This window comes from Pseudomonas sp. VEM90, assembly GCF_054611535.1.
Window position 1 is genome coordinate 1 of the sequence record NZ_JBTRAR010000036.1, and the last position, 20,622, is coordinate 20,622.

Sequence of the window (20,622 nt, forward strand, 5' to 3'; positions counted from 1 at the left end):
GCGACCGATGCCGCTGGTAATGCCTCCGTAGCCAGCTCGGTCACCGCCCCGGACATCGATGGCGGCGATACCACCCCGCCTGAAGCCCCGACCAATCTGGTGATCGGCCTTGCCGGCAGCCAACTCAGTGGCCGAGGCGAAGCCGGCACTGCCGTGCAGGTGCGTGACGCGGCCGGCGACATCCTCGCGACTGGCACTGTCGCCGAGGATGGCACCTTCACCGTCACCCTGGACCCTGCCGTGAACGACGGCAGTACTTTGCAAGTCACCCTCACCGACGCCGCCGGCAACGTATCGCAACCAGGCTCGGTCACCTCGGCAGACCTGCTGCCGCCCGCACAACCGACTGACCTGGCCCTGGCCGATGGCGTCACCTTCACCGGTCGCGGTGAGCCTGGTGCTACCGTGCAGGTGCGCGATGCCGGCGGTAACCTGATTGGCACCGGTGTCGCCGGGGCCGACGGCCTGTTCAGCCTCACCCTGTCGCCTGCTCAGGCCAATGGTGAAGCACTCGATGTACGTCTGGTGGATGCCGCCGGTAACAGCTCTGCTCCATTGCAATTCGATTCGCCGGACATCACTCCGCCTGAGGCAGTAACCAATATTGCCGTCGGCGCTGATGGCCTGGCCCTGAGCGGTCGCGGCGAACCCGGCGCCACCGTCGAAGTGCGCAATGCCAATGACGCCGTGATCGGCACGGGTGTTGTGGGAGCCAATGGCACCTTCCTGATCGATCTGGATCCAGCCGCGCAGCCAGGCGAGCAGTTGAGCCTGGTGCAAACCGACCCAAGCGGCAATGCTTCCGTGGCTACTGAGTACGACGTCCCACTGACCACCGCGCCCGACAGCCCGAGCAATCTGGTCATCGATGCTGATGGCACTACCCTGACCGGTAACACGCCGGCCGGCAGCCGCGTGGAAGTGCATGACCCCAACGGCACGCTGATTGGCAGTGTGGTGGCTGGCCCCGACGGCAGCTTCACCGTAACCCTCGACCCGGCCCAGGCCAACGGCGAACTGCTGGACGTGGTGGCCATCGATGACGGCGGCGTTTCCTCGCTGCCCACCCAGATCACCGCCCCCGACATCACCGCCCCTGCCGCACCGACCGAACTGGTGATCAATACCGACGGCAGCGTGGTCACCGGCCGCGCCGAACCGGGCAGCACCGTACGCGTGCTGGCCGCCGACGGCACCACGGTGCTGGGTAGCGTGGCAGTGGGCGCTACCGGCAGCTTCAGCATCACCCTCGACCCGCCACAGGTAGACGGCGAGGTGCTGCAAGTCACCGCCACCGATGTGGCAGGCAACGCCTCCACCGCCGGCAACCTTACCGCGCCGGACATCGACGGCGGCGACACAACGCCACCGGAGACCGCGACCAATCTGGTGATCGGCCTTGCCGGCAGCCAACTCAGTGGTCGAGGCGAAGTGGGCACCACCGTGCAGGTGCGTGACGCGGCCGGCAACATCCTCGCGACTGGCACCGTCGACGCGGATGGCACTTTCACCGTCACCCTGGACCCTGCCGTGAACGACGGCAGCACCTTGCAGGTCACCCTCACCGACGCCGCCGGCAACGTATCGCAACCGGGCTCGGTCACCTCGGCAGACCTGCTGCCGCCCGCACAACCGACCGACCTGGCACTGGCCGATGGCGTCACCTTCACCGGTCGCGGTGAGCCTGGTGCTACCGTGCAGGTGCGCGATGCCGGCGGTAACCTGATTGGCACTGGCTTGATCAACGAAGACGGCACCTTCAGCGTCACGCTGTTCCCCGCCCAGGCCAATGGAGAAGCCCTGGACATTCGCGTGGTGGATGCCGCAGGCAACGCCTCGGCACCACTGCAATTCGATGCGCCGGACATCACTCCGCCCGATGCGGTCACCGACATCCTGGTCGGCGCTGACGGCCTGGCCCTGAGCGGTCGCGGCGAGCCCGGCGCCACCGTCGAAGTACGCTATGCCAATGGCACTGTCATCGGTACCGGCACTGTCGGCGCCAACGGCACCTTCCTGATCGACCTCGCCCCGGCCGCACAGCCGGGCGAGCAACTGAGCCTGGTGCAGACCGACCCAAGCGGCAACGCATCCTCGGCACTGCAATTCGAAGTCCCGGTCACCACTGCGCCTGTCAGCCCCAGCGACCTGGTGGTCGCCGAAGACGGCAGCAGCATCAGCGGTACCGCACCTGCCGGCACCCGCGTGGAAGTGCATGACGCCAACGGCACACTGATCGGCACTGTGGTGGCTGGTCCCGACGGCAGCTTCACCGTAACCCTCGACCCGGCCCAGGCCAACGGCGAACTGCTGGACGTGGTCGCCATCGATGATGGCGGCGTTTCCTCGCTGCCCACCCAGATCACCGCCCCCGACATCACCGCCCCTGCCGCACCGACCGAATTGGTGATCAATACCGACGGCAGCGTGGTCACCGGCCGTGCCGAACCGGGCAGCACCGTGCGCGTGCTGGCCGCCGACGGCACCACGGTGCTGGGTAGCGTGGCAGTGGGCGCTACCGGCAGCTTCAGCATCACCCTCGACCCGCCACAGGTAGACGGCGAGGTGCTGCAAGTCACCGCCACCGATGCAGCAGGCAACGCCTCCACCGCCGGCAGCCTTACTGCTCCGGACATCGATGGCGGCGACACAACGCCTCCGGAGGCCCCGACCAACCTGGTGGTCAACACTGCCGGTAGCCAGCTGACCGGTCGCGGTGAAGCCGGTTCCAGCCTTCAGGTGCGCGATGGCGCAGGCACCGTGGTTGCCACGGGCACGGTCAACCCAGATGGCACCTTCGCCATCACCTTGAACCCGGCCATCACCGATGGCAGTACCCTGCAAGTGACCCTGACCGACGCTGCCGGCAATGTCTCGCAACCCGGTTCAGTCGCCGCGCCAGACTTGCAGTCCCCGGCGCAGCCAACCGAGCTGGCCTTGGTTGATGGTGTGACCTTCACCGGCCGCGGCGAGCCCGGTGCCACCGTACAGGTGCGCAATGCCATCGGCAGCCTGATCGGCACAGGCCTGGTCAACGAAGACGGCACCTTCAGCGTCACGCTGTTCCCCGCCCAGGCCAATGGTGAAGCACTGGACATTCGCGTGGTGGACACCGCCGGCAATAGTTCGACGCCGCTGGCGTTCACTGCACCGGACATCACGCCGCCAGCTACTGTCAGCAACATCGTGGTCGGCGCCGATGGCCTGGTGCTCAGTGGCCGGGGCGAAGCGGGTGCTACCGTACAAGTACGTGATGCCAACGGCACTGTCATCGGTACCGGCACCGTCGGCGCCAACGGCACCTTCGAGGTCGACCTGGACCCGGCTGCCCAGCCGGGCGCTCAGTTGAGCCTGGTGCAAACCGATGCGAGCGGCAACGCCTCCGAGGCCCTGCAATATGAAGTTCCGGTAACCACTGCGCCCGCCAGCCCAAGCGACCTGGTAGTTGCTGAGAACGGCGTCAGCATCACCGGTACAGCCCCGGCAGGCAGCCGCGTGGAAGTACACGATGCCAACGGCACACTGGTCGGCAGTGTCGTGGCAGGTGTCGATGGCACCTTCACCGTCATCCTCAACCCGGCCCAGGCCAACGGCGAATTGCTGGACGTGGTGGCCATCGACGGCAGCGGCGCTACATCGCTACCCGTGCAGGTCACCGCACCGGACATCACCCCGCCGGTCACCCCGAGCGAACTGGTGATCAATGCCGACGGCAGCGTGGTCACCGGCCGCGCTGAAGTGGGCAGCACCGTGCGTGTGATGGCCGCCGATGGCACCACCGTGCTGGGTAGTGTGGTGGTCGACGCCACTGGCAGTTTCAGCATCCCCCTCGACCCGCCACAGGTAGACGGCGAGGTGCTGCAAGTCACCGCCACCGATGCGGCAGGCAACACCTCCACGGCCGGCGACATCACCGCGCCGGACATCGACGGTGGCGACATCACCCCACCGGATGCCGCGACCAACCTGGTAGTCGACCTGGCCGGCGCCCAGCTCAATGGCCGCGGCGAAGCCGGTGCCAGCGTGCAGGTGCGCGATGCCCAGGGCAATGTACTGGCCAGCGGCTCGGTCAACCCGGACGGTACCTTCCAGATCACCCTCGACCCACCGGTGAAAGATGGCAGCAACCTGCAAGTGGTGCTGACTGATGCCAGCGGCAATGCTTCTGCACCGGCGTCGGTGGCTACCCCGGACTTGCAGGCCCCGGCCCAGCCGACCGGCCTGGCCTTGGCCGACGGCGTGACCCTGAGCGGCAACGGCGAGCCTGGCACGACAGTGCAGGCCTTCGATGCCTCGGGCAACTTGCTCGGCACTGGTCTGGTCAATGAAACCGGCAGCTTCAGCATTACCCTGTCGCCAGCCCAGGCCAATGGCGAAATCCTCGATATCCGTCTGGTCGATACCGCCGGCAATGTCTCTTCACCCCTACAGTTCGATGCCCCGGACATCACCGCACCTGCCGTGGTCAGCAACATTGTGGTCGGCGCCGACGGCCTGACCCTGGGCGGTCGCGGCGAAGCCGGTGCAACTGTCGAGGCGCGCGATGCCAATGGCACGCTGATCGGTACCGGCACAGTGACCGCGAACGGGACTTTCCTGATCGACCTCGATCCAGCTGCGCTGCCGGGTGAACGCCTGAGCCTGGTACAGACCGACCCGAGCGGCAACGCCTCTGAAGCGCTGACCTACGACGTGCCACTGGTGGTCACGCCTACCAGCCCGAGCGAACTGGTCGTGGCCGCCGATGGCAGCAGCATCAGCGGCTCTGCTCCGGCAGGCAGCCGTGTGGAAGTGCATGATGCCAACGGCACGCTGGTCGGTAGCATCGTGGTGGGGGCTGAAGGCACCTTCACCGTGGTGCTCACACCAGCCCAGGCCAATGGCGAGTTGCTGGACGTGGTGGCGATCGACAACAACGGCACCTCGTCGTTGCCGGTGCAGGTCGCCGCACCAGACATCACCCCGCCTGTGGCACCCAGCGATCTCGCAATCAGTGGCGATGGTAGCGTCGTCAGTGGCCGCGCCGAATCAGGCAGCACCGTCCGTGTGCTGGCCGCCGACGGCACCACGGTGTTGGGCAGTGTCGTGGTGGGGGCCAGCGGCGCTTTCAGCATCGACCTCACTCCGCCACAAGTGGCAGGCGAGCAGTTGCAGGTGACGGCCACCGATGCCGCAGGCAACGCCTCCACGGCCGGTAGCGTCACCGCACCGATCGTGGACAACGGCGGCGACACCACACCGCCGGAGCCCGCTACCGAGCTGGCCATCAGTAACGATGGCCGCACAGTCTCCGGGCGCGGCGAAGCGGGCGCCACCGTGGAGGTGCGCAACGATCAGGGGCAGGTGCTGGTGAGCGGCACCGTTCAGCCCGATGGCAGCTTCAATGTACAACTGCCCACCCCGGTGGTGGATGGCTCGTCCCTGCAAGTGACCCTGACCGACGCCGCCGGCAACGTCTCTACACCTACCCCACTGACAGCGCCCGACCTGGTAGCACCGCTGCAACCAACCGACCTGGTACTGAGCAATGGCGACAGCCTGGTCGGCACTGCAGAAGGAGGCGCCCGAGTGGAGGTTGAAGATGCCTCGGGCAACCTGATCGGTAGCGCCATTGCCGAGCCGGATGGCAGCTTCAGCCTGACCCTCGACCCGCCACAGGCCAATGGCGAAACCTTGTCCATCACGGTGATTGATGCAGCAGGCAACACTTCGGTGCCGCTGAGCTACGTGGCCCCGGACATTACCGCGCCAGCGATCGTCGCCGACGTGGTGGCAGGCGATGGCAGCCTGGCCGTCTCGGGCCGTGGCGAGCCCGGTGCCACGGTGGAAGTGCGTGATGCCCAAGGTGCAGTCATCGGTACCGGCACCGTGGCGCCGAACGGCACCTTCGTGGTCGATCTGGAGGCACCGCTGGCCGCCGGAGAGAACCTCGTGCTGGTGCAGACTGATGCCGCCGGCAATACCTCGGCAGCGGTCAGTGTGACCGTTGCCGATACACCGCTGCCCGAAAGCCCGAGCGGCGTGGTGGTGGCCGGCGACGGCTCCAGCGTTTCCGGTACCGCACCGGCAGATACGCAGGTGCAAGTGCGTGACGCGCAGGGCAATGTCCTAGGCAGCGTCCAGGCCGGCCCGGATGGCAGCTTCACCATCGGCCTGACCCCCGCACAGGCCAACGGCGAGGCACTGGATGTCGTGGCGATTGACGGCGCTGGCAACAGTTCGCTGCCTACCCAGATCACCGCCCCCGATATCACCCCGCCCAATGAAGCCAGCGAACTGCAACTGAACGCCGAGGGCGACCTGCTCACCGGTCGCGGTGAACCGGGCACCACCGTGCAAGTCATCAGCGCCGACGGTACTGTGCTGGGCAACGCCCAGGTCGGTGCCGACGGTGTGATCAGCGTGGTCCTGAACCCACCGCAGACCGACGGCCAGGAACTGGACGTGGTATTGCGCGACCCGGCTGGCAACACCTCGACCGCCACCATCGTGGCGCCCGATACCGACGGCCCGCTGCAACCCTTCGGGCTGGCCATCGATACCGCTGGCATTCACCTCACAGGCCAAGGTCAAAGCGGCTCCATCGTCACCGTGCGTGACGCCGAAGGCAACGTGCTGGGCACTGCCACCGTGGGCGGTGACGGCCGATTCGACGTCACCCTCAACGCGCCACAACGCAATGGCGAAAGCCTGACCGTGGAAGCTACCGATAACCTGGGCAACAGCGCAGGGCCAGTGGACTTCACTGCACCCGACTCTACCCCACCGCAAGTGGTCACCAGCCCGGCCATCGACGGCACCGGCACCACGATCACCGGCAACGGCGAACCAGGTGCTACTGTCACCGTGCGCGGACCGGACGGCAGCGTGCTGGGCAGCACAGTGGTCGGCGCTGGCGGCGCTTTCGAAATTACCCTCGACACGCCGCAGACCAACGGCCAGGCTCTGACCGTGGAGCAACGCGACGCGGCCGGCAACCTGTCGGCGGCGGTCGACCTGTTGGCACCGGATACCCAGGCACCCGATAGCCCCACCGATTTGGTCCTGGCTGGCGACGGCAGCAGCCTGAGCGGCAGCGGCGAGCCGGGTGCGCAGGTGACCGTGACCGGCACTGGCGGCGCAGTACTGGGCACCGCAACGGTCCAGCCCGATGGCACCTTCCAGGTGGCAATCGACCCGCCACAGCTCAATGGCCAGACGCTGTCTGTCACTCAGGCGGACAATAGCGGCAACGGCTCGCCCGCTGGCACCGTGACCGCACCTGACCTCGAGGCACCGCTGCCGGCGCAAGGTCTGGGCCTTGACCCTACCGGCACACTGCTCAGCGGGCAGGGCGAGGCAGGCAGCACCGTAGAGGTACGCAACGCTGCGGGCGACCTGCTAGGCACCCTCCCGGTGAATGCAGACGGCACGTTCGAAGTGGCACTCTCCCCCGCACAGACCAACGGTGAAGTGCTGTCGGTGGTGCTGATCGATGGCGGTGGCAATGCCTCGCCGTCGGCCACTTTCACCGCTGACGACAGCACTGCGCCAGCTGCGCCTGCCGACCTCACGATCACCTCGGGCGGCAACGCCATCCAAGGTACAGGTGAAGCTGGCTCCACGGTGGAAGTGAAGCTTGCCGACGGCACGTTGGTCGGCACCACCGTCGTGCCCGCTGGCGGTAGCTTCACGGTCCCACTGTCGCCCGCACAGCTGGACGGCCAGCCCCTGGATGTGACGCTGACCGATGCGGCCGGCAACATTTCGCAGCCCAGCCAGATCATTGCGCCAGACATCACGCCACCGGCACTGCCCACCGACGTTGCAGTCAACGGCGATGGCACCGCTGTGACCGGTAACGCACCGGGCGCCAGTTCGGTGACTGTGAGCGATGAGGCCGGCAACGTAATTACCGTTGCGGTCAACCCGGATGGCAGCTTCAGCGTGCCGTTGGATACCCCGCAGAACAACGGCCAGACCGTGACCGTGGTGGTGACGGACGCAGCCGGCAACGATTCGGCACCGGTCTCTGTGACTGCGCCGGACACAACCAACCCGGAGCCCGCCACCGGCCTTACCGTAAGCCCGGACGGCAGCTCGGTCGGCGGCACAGCCGAACCTGGCAGCACAGTGGAAATCCGCAACCCGGATGACACCGTGCGCGGCACTGTAACTGCAGGGCCGGACGGCACCTTCGTGATACCGGTCGACCCACCCCTGGCATCAGGCGAAACCGTCGATGTGGTGGTGATCGATCCTGCCGGCAACGAATCGCCTGAAATACCACTGACTGGCCCGACAGGTGCTGAAGTGGCCACGCCTTCGGCCCTTGCCATCAGTGCCGACGGTTTCCTGCTGACCGGTCAAGGTACGGTCGGCTCGCTGATTACCGTGACATCCGGGGGCACCACCCTGGGCAGCGCTACGGTCGGCAGCGACGGTACTTTCCGAGTGTTCTTCCAGGACGCCCAGCTCAACGCCCAGACCTTGCAGGTCAGTGCCAAGGCTACCGCCGATGGCCAACCTTCGGTGCCGGCCATTATCGTGGCCAATGACACCACGGCACCTGACGCGCCGACGCAGGTAAACCTCAACGCCACCGGCAGTACGCTGACCGGCCAAGGCGAAGTGGGCGCAACCGTGCGCGTGACAGACGCACAAGGCACCTTGCTGGGGACTGCAACCGTGGACAGCAATGGCCTGTTCAGCGTCAGCTTCTCGTCGGCCGTGGCCAATGGGCAGAACCTGATCGTGACCCAGGCTGATGCTGCAGGTAACGTTTCGCTCGCGGCCACCCTGCAAGCGCCTGACCTGCAGGCACCACTGGCGGCCAGCAACCTCAGCCTCAACAGCGCAGCCACCGTGCTCAGCGGCCAGGGCGAAGCCGGTGCCAGCGTCACCGTGCGCGATGCCAGCGGCGCCATCCTCGCCACTGGCACCGTCAACCAGAGCGGCCAGTTCCAGATCACCCTGCCCAGCGCGCAGGTCACCGGTAGCCCGCTACAGGTCACCCTCAGCGATGCCGCGGGCAATGTGTCAGGCCCGGCCAGCCTGGCCACGCCAGACCACACACCGCCGGCGGCCATCAGTAACCCGGTGTTGAGCCAGGACGGCCGCCAGCTTTCCGGCAGCGGTGAAGCGGGCGCCACGGTACAGGTACGCAATGCCGCCGGCGCCTTGCTCGGCACAGCCACGGTGGGCGCAGACGGTCGCTTCACGGTGACCTTCGACACGCCACAAGCAAACGGCCAGGTCATCGGCGTGACGCAAGTGGATGCCGCCAGCAACACCTCGCCTGCGATCAATGTGACAACCCCAGACCTGACCCCACCCGCGCCTTTGACCAACGTGGTGCTGAACAGCAACGGCCTGACCCTGACCGGCCTGGGCGAAGCCGGTGCCACGGTCACCGTTCACGGCCCGGACGGGACCATCATCGGCACCGGCCTGGTAGCGGCCAATGGCAGCTTTACCCTCACCCTGAACAGCGCCCAGCTCAACGCCCAGCTCCTGAGCGTTACGCAGACCGACGCGGGCAACAACACCTCCACCGCCGTGGCGGTCACCGCACCGGACTTCACCCCGCCTACGGCACCGACAGCACTCGCCCTGTCGGGTACCGGGCTGCAACTGACCGGTAACGCCGAAGCCAACAGCACCGTGACCGTACGCGATGCCAGCGGCAATGTGCTGGGCACAGCGGTAGCGGGCAGCAACGGCACCTTCCAGGTCACCCTGAACAGTGCCCAGACCAATGGCCAGACGCTGCAGGTAACCGCCACCGACGCAGCCGGCAACGTGTCGCCGGCCGCACCTTACACCGCAGCCGACACCACGCCGCCGGCTGCCGTGACCAACCTGGCGGTGTCCGCCAATGGCGCCACCCTCACCGGCGATGGCGAAGCAGGCGCAACTGTGACCGTACGGGCACCAGACGGTACCGTGCTAGGCAACGTTACAGTGGCGGCTGACGGTCACTTCAGCGTGTCCCTGTCGCCGACAGCGATCACGGGTGAAAGCCTGAGCGTGGTCCAGGTCGATGCCGCACAGAACGTCTCCCCGGCACAAAGCGTGACTGCGCCAGGGGTGCTGGCACCGGCCACGCCGGACAACCTGATATTGGCCGCCGACGGCTTGTCAGTGACCGGCACCGCTGAGGCGGGCAATACAGTCAAGGTCTACGGCCCCAACGGCGTATTGCTCGGCAGCAGCCCGGTCGGTAACGATGGCACGTTCACTGTCAATCTGGGCAGTGCACAGGCCAATGGCGAAGTGCTGCAGGTCAGCGCAACGGGCACCGATGGCACCGTATCGCTGCCCGCTACCCTACAGGCACCGGACACCACGGCACCGCAGCCACTGACCAACCTGGTGTTGTCCAACGACGGCCTGATACTCAGTGGCCGCGGTGAAGCAGGTGCCACCGTTACCGTGCTTGGCGAAGGCGGTATCGACCTGGGCACTGCCGTGGTCGATGCCAATGGCGACTTCAACGTCGACCTGAGCGCCGCTCAAGTCAACGGCGAACAGCTCAGCGCCAGCCAGTCCGATTTGGCCGGCAACGAGTCCAACAGCGTCAGCCTGACAGCCCCTGACCGCGTCGCGCCGGATGCTGCTGACAACCTGGCTTTCGCCGGGGGTGGCAGCTTACTGAACGGTACCGGTGAAGCGGGTGCCGCCGTGCGAGTGCTCGCCGCTGATGGTTCGGTGCTGGGCAGTGCCACGGTGCGCGCCGACGGCACCTTCCAGGTCAACCTCGCATCGCCGCAGGCCAACGGCCAACAGGTGCAAGTGGTGCTGACCGATGCGGCTGGCAACCAGTCTGCCGCCAGCGCCATCACCGCACCCGATACCACACCGCCAACGGCACCAGGCGAACTGGCCGTTTCCGGTGATGGTGTCACCCTCACCGGCCGCGGCGAAGTGGGCGCGCTGGTGACCGTGACCAACCCGGCAGGCGAGGAAATCGGCAGCGCCACCGTCGATGCCAGTGGCCACTTCACCATCACGCTGAACCCGGCGCTGGGCAACGCCGAGCTGCTCAGCTTCACCCAGACCGATGCGGCCGGCAACGTGTCGGCAGTGGCAACTCTGCAAACCCCGGACTTCACTCCACCCGACCCGCTCACCCTGGTGGTGATCAACGCCGACGGCAGTGTGGTCAGCGGCCTGGGCGAGGCCGGCGCCACCGTAATCGTCAGTAATGCAGCCGGTACCGTACTGGGCACGGGTATCGTGCTTGCTGATGGCAGTTTCAGCGTCGAGCTGTCACCTGCACAAATCAACAACCAGACACTGTCGGTGCTGCAGGCCGACCCACCCGGCAACGTCAGCCTGCCGGTCAACGTGCAAGCGCCGGACCTTACGCCGCCAGCTGCGGCAACCGAACTGCAGCTCAATGCGGCAGGTGACGAGCTGGGCGGTATCGGCGAAGTGGGCGCCACCGTGCGCGTGTACGTCGGCACCACGCAGGTCGGTACCGGCACAGTGGGCGCCGACGGGACCTTCATCGTCGAGCTGGATGCAGCGCAGCTCAATGGCCAGGTGCTGCAGGTAACCCTGACCGACGCAGCCGAGAACATCTCGCCAATCAGTTCGGTCACGGCGGCGGACACCACACCACCTGCCACCGTGATCGCCGTCATCAACGACAGCGGTACCCAGATGACCGGTACCGCCGAAGCCGGCACCCGCGTCACCGTGGTCAACAACAACGGCGACCTGCTGGGCCAGGTAACGGTGGAACCGGACGGCACCTTCGTCCTTGACCTGAACCTCCCGCAAATCAACGGCGAAACGCTGACCATCGTCGCCCAGGACGCCACTGGCAACCCGTCGGTACCACTGGCAGTGACTGCGCCAGACCTGACCCCACCAGTGCAGCCGACCGACCTGCTGCTCAACGCAGCCGGTACATCGATGACGGGTACGGCCGAAGCCGGCACCACCATCACGGTATGGGGCCCGGACAACAACATCGTGGGCACGGTGGAAGTGGATGAGAACGGCCAGTTCACTGTGCCGATCAGCCCGGCACAGAACAATGGCCAGTTGCTGACGGTGGTGTCCACGGATGATGCCGGCAACGCTTCGGTGGCGGTCCCTTACCAGACCAACGACACCTCGCCACCCGACCTGGTGACCAACCTGGCGATCAACAACACCTTCAACGTGCTGACCGGCAAAGGCGAAGCCAATGCCACGGTCACCGTCAGCCTCGACGGAAGCGTGATCGGCACCGGCGTGGTGGATGCCGCTGGCAACTTCCAGATAACGCTGGTGCCGGCGGCGGGCTCGCTCGCCACCCTGGAAGTGACACAGTCCGACGGTATCAATACGTCTGCGGTCGCGACCTACGTCACACCCTTGATCGCACCACCCGTGCCGCCAACCGACGTGACCTTGGGCAGCGACGGCCTGACCCTGACAGGCAGTGCACCAAGCGGTGTGGGCATTCGCGTGTACGATGCCGCAGGCAACCTGATCGGTACAGGCAGCGCAACCCTGGGCGGCTCCTTCACCCTGACGCTGGACGCAGCCCAGCTCAACGGCGAGCACATTTCGGTGACAGCGGTGGCACTGGTCGGCGGCGAATCGCAGCCGACCTTCCTGCAAGCAGCTGACATTACGCCACCGGCCAACCCGGTGGTGACCAGCCTCTCTGTCAATGGCCTGGTGCTGAGCGGCACGGGTGAAGCCGGTGCCACGGTGACAGTGCGTGATGCCAGCGACAATGTGCTCGGCACGGCGGTGGTGAATGGCGGTGGCGTGTTCACCGTCAACCTGAACGCCGCGCAACTCAACGGCCAGGTCCTGGGCGTGAGCCAGGCTGACGCTGCAGGCAATGCGTCCGGCAGCACAAGCTACACCGCCGCAGACCTGCAGCCACCTGCCGCCCCTACCAACATCGCCATCGATGGCGCGGGCACCGTGCTTACCGGTAGCGGTGAAGCGGGCGCTACCGTTACCGTCCAGGGCCCGAACGGCCAGGTCGGTACCGGAGTGGTACAGGCCAACGGCACCTTCAGCATTACCCTGACCTCGCCACAGAACGACGGGCAACTGCTGGTGGTACGCCAGGCCGATGCTGCCGGCAACTTGTCCGCCAGCACCAGCCTGACTGCGCCGGATACCACTCCGCCAGCCGCCCCGCTGGCCACCATCAACGCCAACGGCACCTCGGTCAGTGGTTCTGGCCAGATCGGCAGCACGGTCACCGTGCGCAACAGCACCGGTACCGTACTGGGTACCGCAACGGTGGGCAGCAACGGCCTGTTCGTGGTCAGCCTGGCCGCGGCGCAGATCGACAACCAGGCGCTCAGCGTCACCCTCACCGACAGCGCCGGTAACGTGTCCACAGGCACTGCGCTGACCGCACCGGACCTGACCCCGCCTGCGGCTGCCGGCAACCTGCTGTTCAGTGCCGATGGCAGTACCCTCACCGGTACGGGCGAAGTGGGTGCCACCGTAACCGTACGCAGCGCCGGCGGTACCGTGCTGCAAACCGCAACGGTGCAGGCGGACGGCACCTTCACCGTGACCCTGAGCCCGCCTCAGGACAACGGCCAGATCCTGTCTGTGACCCTCAGCGACCCGCGCGGCAACGTGTCGGGCAACGTCAACGTCACGGCACCGGATGTGGATGCCAACGCACCGGTCATCGCCAGTGACAACCTGGCCACGGCGACGGTCAACCTGGAAGCGGTCAGCGCCACGGAGACCTACACCGACAGCTTCACCACGCTGCTGTCGGGCTTCTCCAAGACCTACACCTGGACGGTGGCAGCAGGCAGCACGGCCGACCCTACCCTCACACTGACCACCAACAGCGTGCTGGCACTGCTCAACAACACCAGCTTCACCCTGCAGGTGAAGGACGCCAACGGCGCTTGGGTGACCATCGCCACCGGCAACACTCAGGGCCTGCTTGACCTGATCGTGCTGCCGATCGGCTTGCAGGTGGACATCGGCGTGCTGCAAGCCGGTGATTACCGACTGACCGTGGGCAGTGGCGGCATCGGCCTGGTCACCGAAGTGAGCACCACGCTGGACATCGTCTCCACCAGCCTGACCCAATTCACCGGCAGCGGCATTGCTACCTCCGGCAACGTCATTACCGACGTGGGTACCGATGGCGCGGTGGATGCCAGTGGCCCGGACAGCGCCGCCGTGCTGCAAGTACTAAAAGACGGCAGCTACGTCTCGGCCGGGACCGCCACGACGGTTCAGGGCCAGTACGGCACCCTGGTGATCAGTGCGGACGGCAGCTACACCTACACGCCCAACGGCAGCCCGAACAGTGTGGGCAAGGTGGATGTGTTCAGCTACCAGCTGGTGCACCCGAACGGCCTGTCCGATACCGCCAACCTGTACGTGCGCATCGACAGCCCGCAAGCCACGGAAATCTGGAGCGACACCAACTACGGAGCACCGGCCACGGTGGTCGACGCAGTCAACGACGTTGGTAGCAGCCAGGTCACCCTGGACAACCGCGTGGACACCAGCAGCAGTACGCTGGGCTCGCTGAACCTGCCATTGATCGGTACCCGTCAGGCCACCTACACCACCACGGTTGCCGCCGACACCACGGCCGACCTGCAGGTGGTGGTCAACTCCGCCAACCTGTTGAGCCTGCTCAACGGCACCACCATCGAGCTACTCAAGCTCAACCCGGCCACTGGCCAGTACGTTCTGGTGCAGTCGGTACCGGGTGGTTCGCTGATCAGCGTGCTGGGGGGTGGCGCCGGGTATACCTTCGAGAACCAGGGCGCCGGTGCCTACCAAGTCCGTGTCACCGCCGGCGGCATTGGCTTGCTCAGCTCCATCACCACCAGCCTGAACACCACCACAACGTACCTGACCGAGTTCGTGGTCAGTGGCGCGACAGCAGCCACCGGCAACCTGCTGACTGACGACAACATCGGTTCGGCCTTGACCGTGCTGAGCGTGCTGACAGCGGCCAACACCTACACCATCCCAGGCTACAACGGGGTGAGCGTGGCCGGCACCTACGGCACGTTGCTGGTGCATGCCGACGGCAGCTACACCTACACCCTCAACGCGGGGCTCACCTCGGCGGTGGTCGGCCAGCAAGACACCTTCACCTACGAGCTAAGCCACCCGAACGGCACCACCGACACCGCAACCCTGACCATCAACGTGGACGATGCTGCCGGCCTCACCACGACCACATCGCTGCTGGCCGATACCGGCGACGAATCAGTGGCACTCGCCAGCCTGGCAGCGGCCACCGACGTGATCGCCGGCACCGACGGCAACGACCAGCTCGATGGCAGCCAGGGTGGCCACATCACCCTGCAGGGAGGGGCGGGTGACGACACGCTGTTGGTAGTCGACCAGAACTTCGCCAGCGTCGATGGTGGCACAGGTACCGACACCCTGCTGTGGGGCGGCGGTGATGCCAGTATCGACCTGGGCAACCTGGCCGAGCGCGTGCACGACATCGAAATCCTCGACCTCAACGACACCAGTTCGGTGGCGCTCACCCTCAACCTGGGGGACGTCGTGGCAATCACCGAAACCGGTACCGACACACTGATCATCAAGGGGGACGACAAAGACTCGGTTCACATGACGGACAACTGGACGCTGGTCGGGAACCAAACTGCCGACGGCATCGACTATAACCAATACACGGCCCAGGAGGATCCAAGCCATCACCTGTGGGTACAAAACGGTATCCATGTGGTTTGAGGCCGCTGCAAACCCGCCGGGTGAATGCCCGGCGGCATGGACGACCAGCAGTAAGGGAACTATGTGAAGCGAAGCAGTCCGCTGTCACCGCTGTTGCTGGGAGCCTTCGGGTTCCTGGCCCTGAACTTCCACCCGGTTGCCCAGGCAGCCGATGATATAGACCCCCACCTGCGCCAGATCGGGCCATCTCTATTACGCGATGCGCCCGAAGCGGTGCCCGCCCGCCCCCCCACCGGCATGGCCCCGGTCGCCAGTGGCGAACGGCTGAGCCTTACCGACGCGGTGCTGCAGGCAGCGCAATGGCACCCGAGCATCGCTGAGGCCATCGGCAACCTTTACAAGCAGGGCGAAGGCATCAACGTCGCCCGTGCGGGGTACTACCCACAGATTTCCGGCGGTATCCGCACCGGTTATGACACCGGTTATGGCGGCGACCGCAATAGCCAGGCCCTGAACCTGTCGCTCAAGCAAATGCTCTATGATTTCGGCAAGGTCGACAGCGCCGTCAGTGCGGCCCAGGCTGCTGCCGCCCGCGCCCAGGCCAATATCCTGCTGGTGGTCGACGATCTGGCCCGCGACACAGCCTATGCCTGGATCGAAACCCGCCGCTACGAGCAACTGATGACGATTGCCCGCGACCAGATTCGCGGCGTGGGCGACATTGCCGGCATGGCCCGTCAGCGTAGCGACATGGGCGCCAGCACCCGTTCCGACGTGGTGCAGGCCGAGTCCCGCGTGGAAAGCGCCCGTGCCACCCTGGAGGAGTACCAGTCACAGTACGAGCGCTGGCGCTCGACCCTGGCGGCGCTGATGGGCCGCGTTACCCCTCCGGCACTGGCCAAGGGCTCACCCGCCGAGCTGAACCAGGCCTGCAAGCGCCCTGCACAGGGTGATGACCGCCTGCCCGCCGTGCTGATGGCCTTGGCCCAGCGCGCACAGGGCCAGGCCGAGCTGGCCCAGGCCAAAGCGGAGGCCTACCCCACCCTGTCGCTGCAACCGCAGGTCAATCATTACCTGGACGACGACTACAACCGCGATAACGCACGGCTGGACCGCACCCAGGCGGGCATCTACCTGAACGTCGAAGTCCCCATCTACCAAGGGGGCTCCATCAGCGCCCGTACCCGCGCGGCCAGCCACGCGCTGACCGCCGCCGACTCCGCCGAGGACGCCGCACGCCTGCAGGCGCGTCGGGGCCTGGCCGAGGCCATGGCGCAAACCTCCGGGCTGGGCCGCCGGCTGACCTCGCTGGAAGCACGCCAGGCCAGCATTCAGGAGGCACGCATGCTCTACGGGCGTCAGTACCTGGACCTGGGCACACGGCCACTGCTCGACCTGCTCAACGCCGAGCAGGAGATCTACCAGTCACGCTTCGAACTTGCCGGCACCCGCTCCGACCTGCTGCGCCTGGATGTCGACTGCCTGTACAACACCGGTGCCCTGCGCACGGCCTTTGGCCTTGAGGGGCGCAACCTGCAAGGTGTGGAGATCCAGCCATGAGTGATTCGATCGATGTGACCCTGCCCAACCAGGCGCCCGCGCCGGAGCAGGCCGCCGCGCACCGGCCAGACCTTGGCCCCTGGCTTGAGGTGATATTGCAGGTGGCGCACCACTACCGCCTGGACGTATCACCCCAGCGTATTCGCCTGGCCGCTGTGGAGGATGCCCGCCCGTTGAATGAAATCCTCCGCCACATGGCACGTCAGGCGGGGCTGGCACTGCGCTTCGTGCACTTCGATGCCAAGGGCCTGCGGCAATGGCGCACGCCGCTGGTGCTGGAGCTGGACGACGGGCAGTTGGCGGTGGTCGAGTCGGTGACCGAAGAGGATGACCTGGCGGTAGTGTTTGCCGGTGACCAGGGCCTGACTTCGCGCCTGCCCCGCGACACCCTGAAGGGCCGCATCAACCGCGTTGCCCTGCTGCGCCCGGCCCGGCCACTGCGCGATGTGCGCACCGACGACTACACCGCGCCTTACGACCGCCACTGGTTCGCCCGCATCGTACTGCGTGACCTGCGTCCCTATGGGCAGGTAATGGTCGCGTCACTGGTGGCCAACGTGCTGGCGCTGGCGGGCGTGCTGTTCTCGATGCAGGTGTACGACCGAGTGATACCGGCCGAATCCCTGCCCACCCTCTACGTCCTGTTCGGCGGTGTGGTGTTGGCACTGGTGTTCGACTTCAGCATGCGCCTGCTGCGGCTAAAGGTGACCGACCTGCTCGGCAAGCGCGCCGACCTGCGGGTGAGCGACCTGGTGTACGGCCATGCCCTGCGCCTGCGCAACTCGGTGCGGCCGAAATCCACCGGCTCGTTCATCTCGCAATTGCGCGAGCTGGAATCGATCCGCGACCTGATCACGTCCAGCACCGCTACGGTGCTGGCCGACCTACCGTTCTTCCTGCTGTTCCTGTTCGTGTTCTGGCTGATCGGCGGCGTACTGGTGTTCATCCCGCTGGTCGCGCTGCTGGCCATGGTGTTGCCTGGGTTGCTTGCACAACGGCGTCTGGCACGGTTGGCTAACGCCTCGATGCGTGAGTCGGCGCTGCGCAACGCCATGCTGGTGGAAAGCATCCAGGGCCTGGACGAAATCAAGGCACTGCAGGCAGAGGCACGCTTCGAACGACAGTGGAACCAGTACAACGCGGCCTGCGCACACACCAACCTGCGCCTGCGCACCCTCACCAACGGCCTGGTGACCTGGACGCAGAACGTGCAAGGTGCAGTGTTTGCCGTGGTAATCGTGATCGGCGCCCCCATGGTCATCGCCGGCGACCTCACGACAGGTAGCCTGGTGGCGGCATCCATGCTTTCGTCGCGAATGATGGCACCGCTGGCCCAGCTGACCCATGTGCTGACCCGCTGGCAGCAGGCCAAGGTCGCGCTGCAAGGCCTGGACAAGCTGATGCAGTCGCCGGTCGACCACCCCGAAGGCGAAGCCCGCGTGCACCTGCCGGCGATTCACGGCGAGTACCGCCTGCGCCAGGCCAACTTCCGCTACAGCGAAGAGTACCCGCCAGTGCTGAACATTGGCCGGCTGGATATCCAGCCGGGCGAGCGCATTGCCGTGCTGGGCCGCAACGGCGCCGGTAAATCAACCTTGCTGCAGGCGCTGGGCGGGGCCATGGACCTGGTACAGGGCGAGATCAGCCTGGACGGCATCGCAATGGCCCACCTCGACCCGGCTGACCTGCGCCGTGACGTCGGCCTGCTGCCGCAGTACGCGAGGCTGTTCCACGGCACCCTGCGGGAAAACCTCACCCTCGGCGCCGGCCAGGCCAGCGACCAGGAACTGGTGGCCGCGCTGGCCGCCACTGGCGCACTGGACTTCGTCCGCCGCCTGCCCAAGGGCATGGACCACTTGATCCTCGAAGGAGGCCTGGGCTTGTCTGGCGGTCAGCGCCAAGCCTTGGTGCTGTCGCGCTTACTGGTACGCCAGCCGCAGGTGCTGCTGCTGGACGAGCCGACCGCGTCACTGGACGACATGACCGAGCGCAAGCTGCTGGATAACCTGGAGCGCTTCTGTCAGGGCCGTACACTGGTGATCGCAACCCATCGCCTGAGCGTTCTGCAGCGGGTCGATCGGATCCTGGTGCTGGACGCCGGGCGTATTGTCATCGATGACACGCGCGATGCCGCGCTGGCCAAACTGCAAGGAGCCCAGGCATGAGCGACCATGAACTTCCAGCCTCCTACCTGGACGGGCAGGACGACCAGGCGGTATTCCGTGCCGGCCGCCTGATCACCCTGTGCGCGTTGATGCTGGCGGCGTTCCTGGCCTGGGCGGCCTGGTTCGAGGTGACCGAGGTGTCCACCGGCACAGGCAAGGTCATCCCCAGTTCGCGAGAGCAGGTAATCCAATCGTTCGAGGGCGGTATCGTCGCGCAGATGAGCGTGGCCGAAGGCGACTTGGTCGAGCGCGGCCAGGTGCTGGCCCAGCTCGACCCCACCAAGACGGCGTCGAGCGTTGGTGAAAGCGAAGCCAAGTACCGCGCTGCCAGGGCCAGCCAGGCCCGCCTGCAGGCAGAGGTGACCGGCAAGCCACTGACCTTTCCGGCGAGCCTGCGCGACTCTCCTGACCTGATCGATGCCGAAACCGCGCTGTACCAGACCCGCCGCCGCGGTCTGGAACAGACCCTGGCGGGTATTCAGGACTCGTTGCAGCTGGTGCGCAGTGAGCTGAAGATCACCGAGAGCCTGGCGAAGATGGGTGCCTCCAGCCGGGTCGAAGTGATCCGCCTGAACCGCCAGCGTTCCGAGCTGGAACTCAAGGCCAACGAGGCGCGCTCGGACTACCTGGTGCGCGCCCGGGAAGAACTGGCCAAGGCCAGCGCCGAAGCGGACGCCCTGTCGGAAGTAATCCGCGGGCGCAGCGACTCACTTACCCGCCTGACCTTGCGTTCGCCGGTGCGCGGCATTGTGAAGGACATCGAGGTCAACACCCTGGGTGGCGTGGTGCAGCCCGGTGGCCAGGTGATGAAGATCGTGCCGATGGACGAACGCCTGCTGATCGAAACCCGCATCGCGCCACGGGACATCGCCTTCATTCACCCCGAGCAGGCGGCCAAGGTCAAGATCAGTGCCTATGACTACTCGGTGTACGGCGGGCTGGACGGCAAGGTGGTGGGCATCTCGCCGGATACCCTGCAGGACGAGGTCAAACCGGAAATCTACTACTACCGCGTGTTCATCCGCACCGAACAGGACAGCTTGCAGAACAAGGCCGGCAAGCGCTTTGCGATCGTGCCAGGGATGATTGCCACGGTGGATATCCGAACGGGCGAGAAAACCATCCTCGATTACCTGATCAAGCCGCTGAACCGGGCCAAGGAAGCCCTGCGCGAACGCTGATCCAGGCGTTTACACACATCGCTTGTGTGTGGGCATACCCGCTCCCACAGGGTCCCAAGCATTGCTGGGTTCTGCGCAAA

The 20,622-nt window shown here is 66.1% G+C and carries 4 protein-coding genes; all 4 read left to right on the forward strand.

The genetic code is table 11. The features are described from left to right. On the forward strand, positions 1-15,696 hold a 15,696-nt coding region (locus tag ACYCCG_RS24935; protein WP_459672126.1), incomplete at its 5' end, for a BapA/Bap/LapF family large adhesin. Positions 15,697-15,759: 63 nt separating this feature from the next. After that, positions 15,760-17,196: a TolC family outer membrane protein gene (locus ACYCCG_RS24940; protein WP_459672127.1), complete on the forward strand. Its 1,437-nt coding sequence runs from the start codon at positions 15,760-15,762 to the stop codon at positions 17,194-17,196. Then, the gene (locus ACYCCG_RS24945; RefSeq protein WP_339444567.1) at positions 17,193-19,361 is read left to right on the forward strand and encodes a type I secretion system permease/ATPase; all 2,169 of its coding nucleotides are present in this window, start codon (positions 17,193-17,195) and stop codon (positions 19,359-19,361) included. The genes ACYCCG_RS24940 and ACYCCG_RS24945 overlap by 4 nt, the downstream gene beginning before the upstream one ends. After that, on the forward strand, positions 19,358-20,542 hold the full coding sequence (locus tag ACYCCG_RS24950; protein ID WP_209967968.1) for an HlyD family type I secretion periplasmic adaptor subunit: 1,185 nt from the start codon (positions 19,358-19,360) through the stop codon (positions 20,540-20,542). Before ACYCCG_RS24945 ends, ACYCCG_RS24950 begins: the two co-directional genes overlap by 4 nt. Positions 20,543-20,622: the final 80 nt, after the last annotated feature.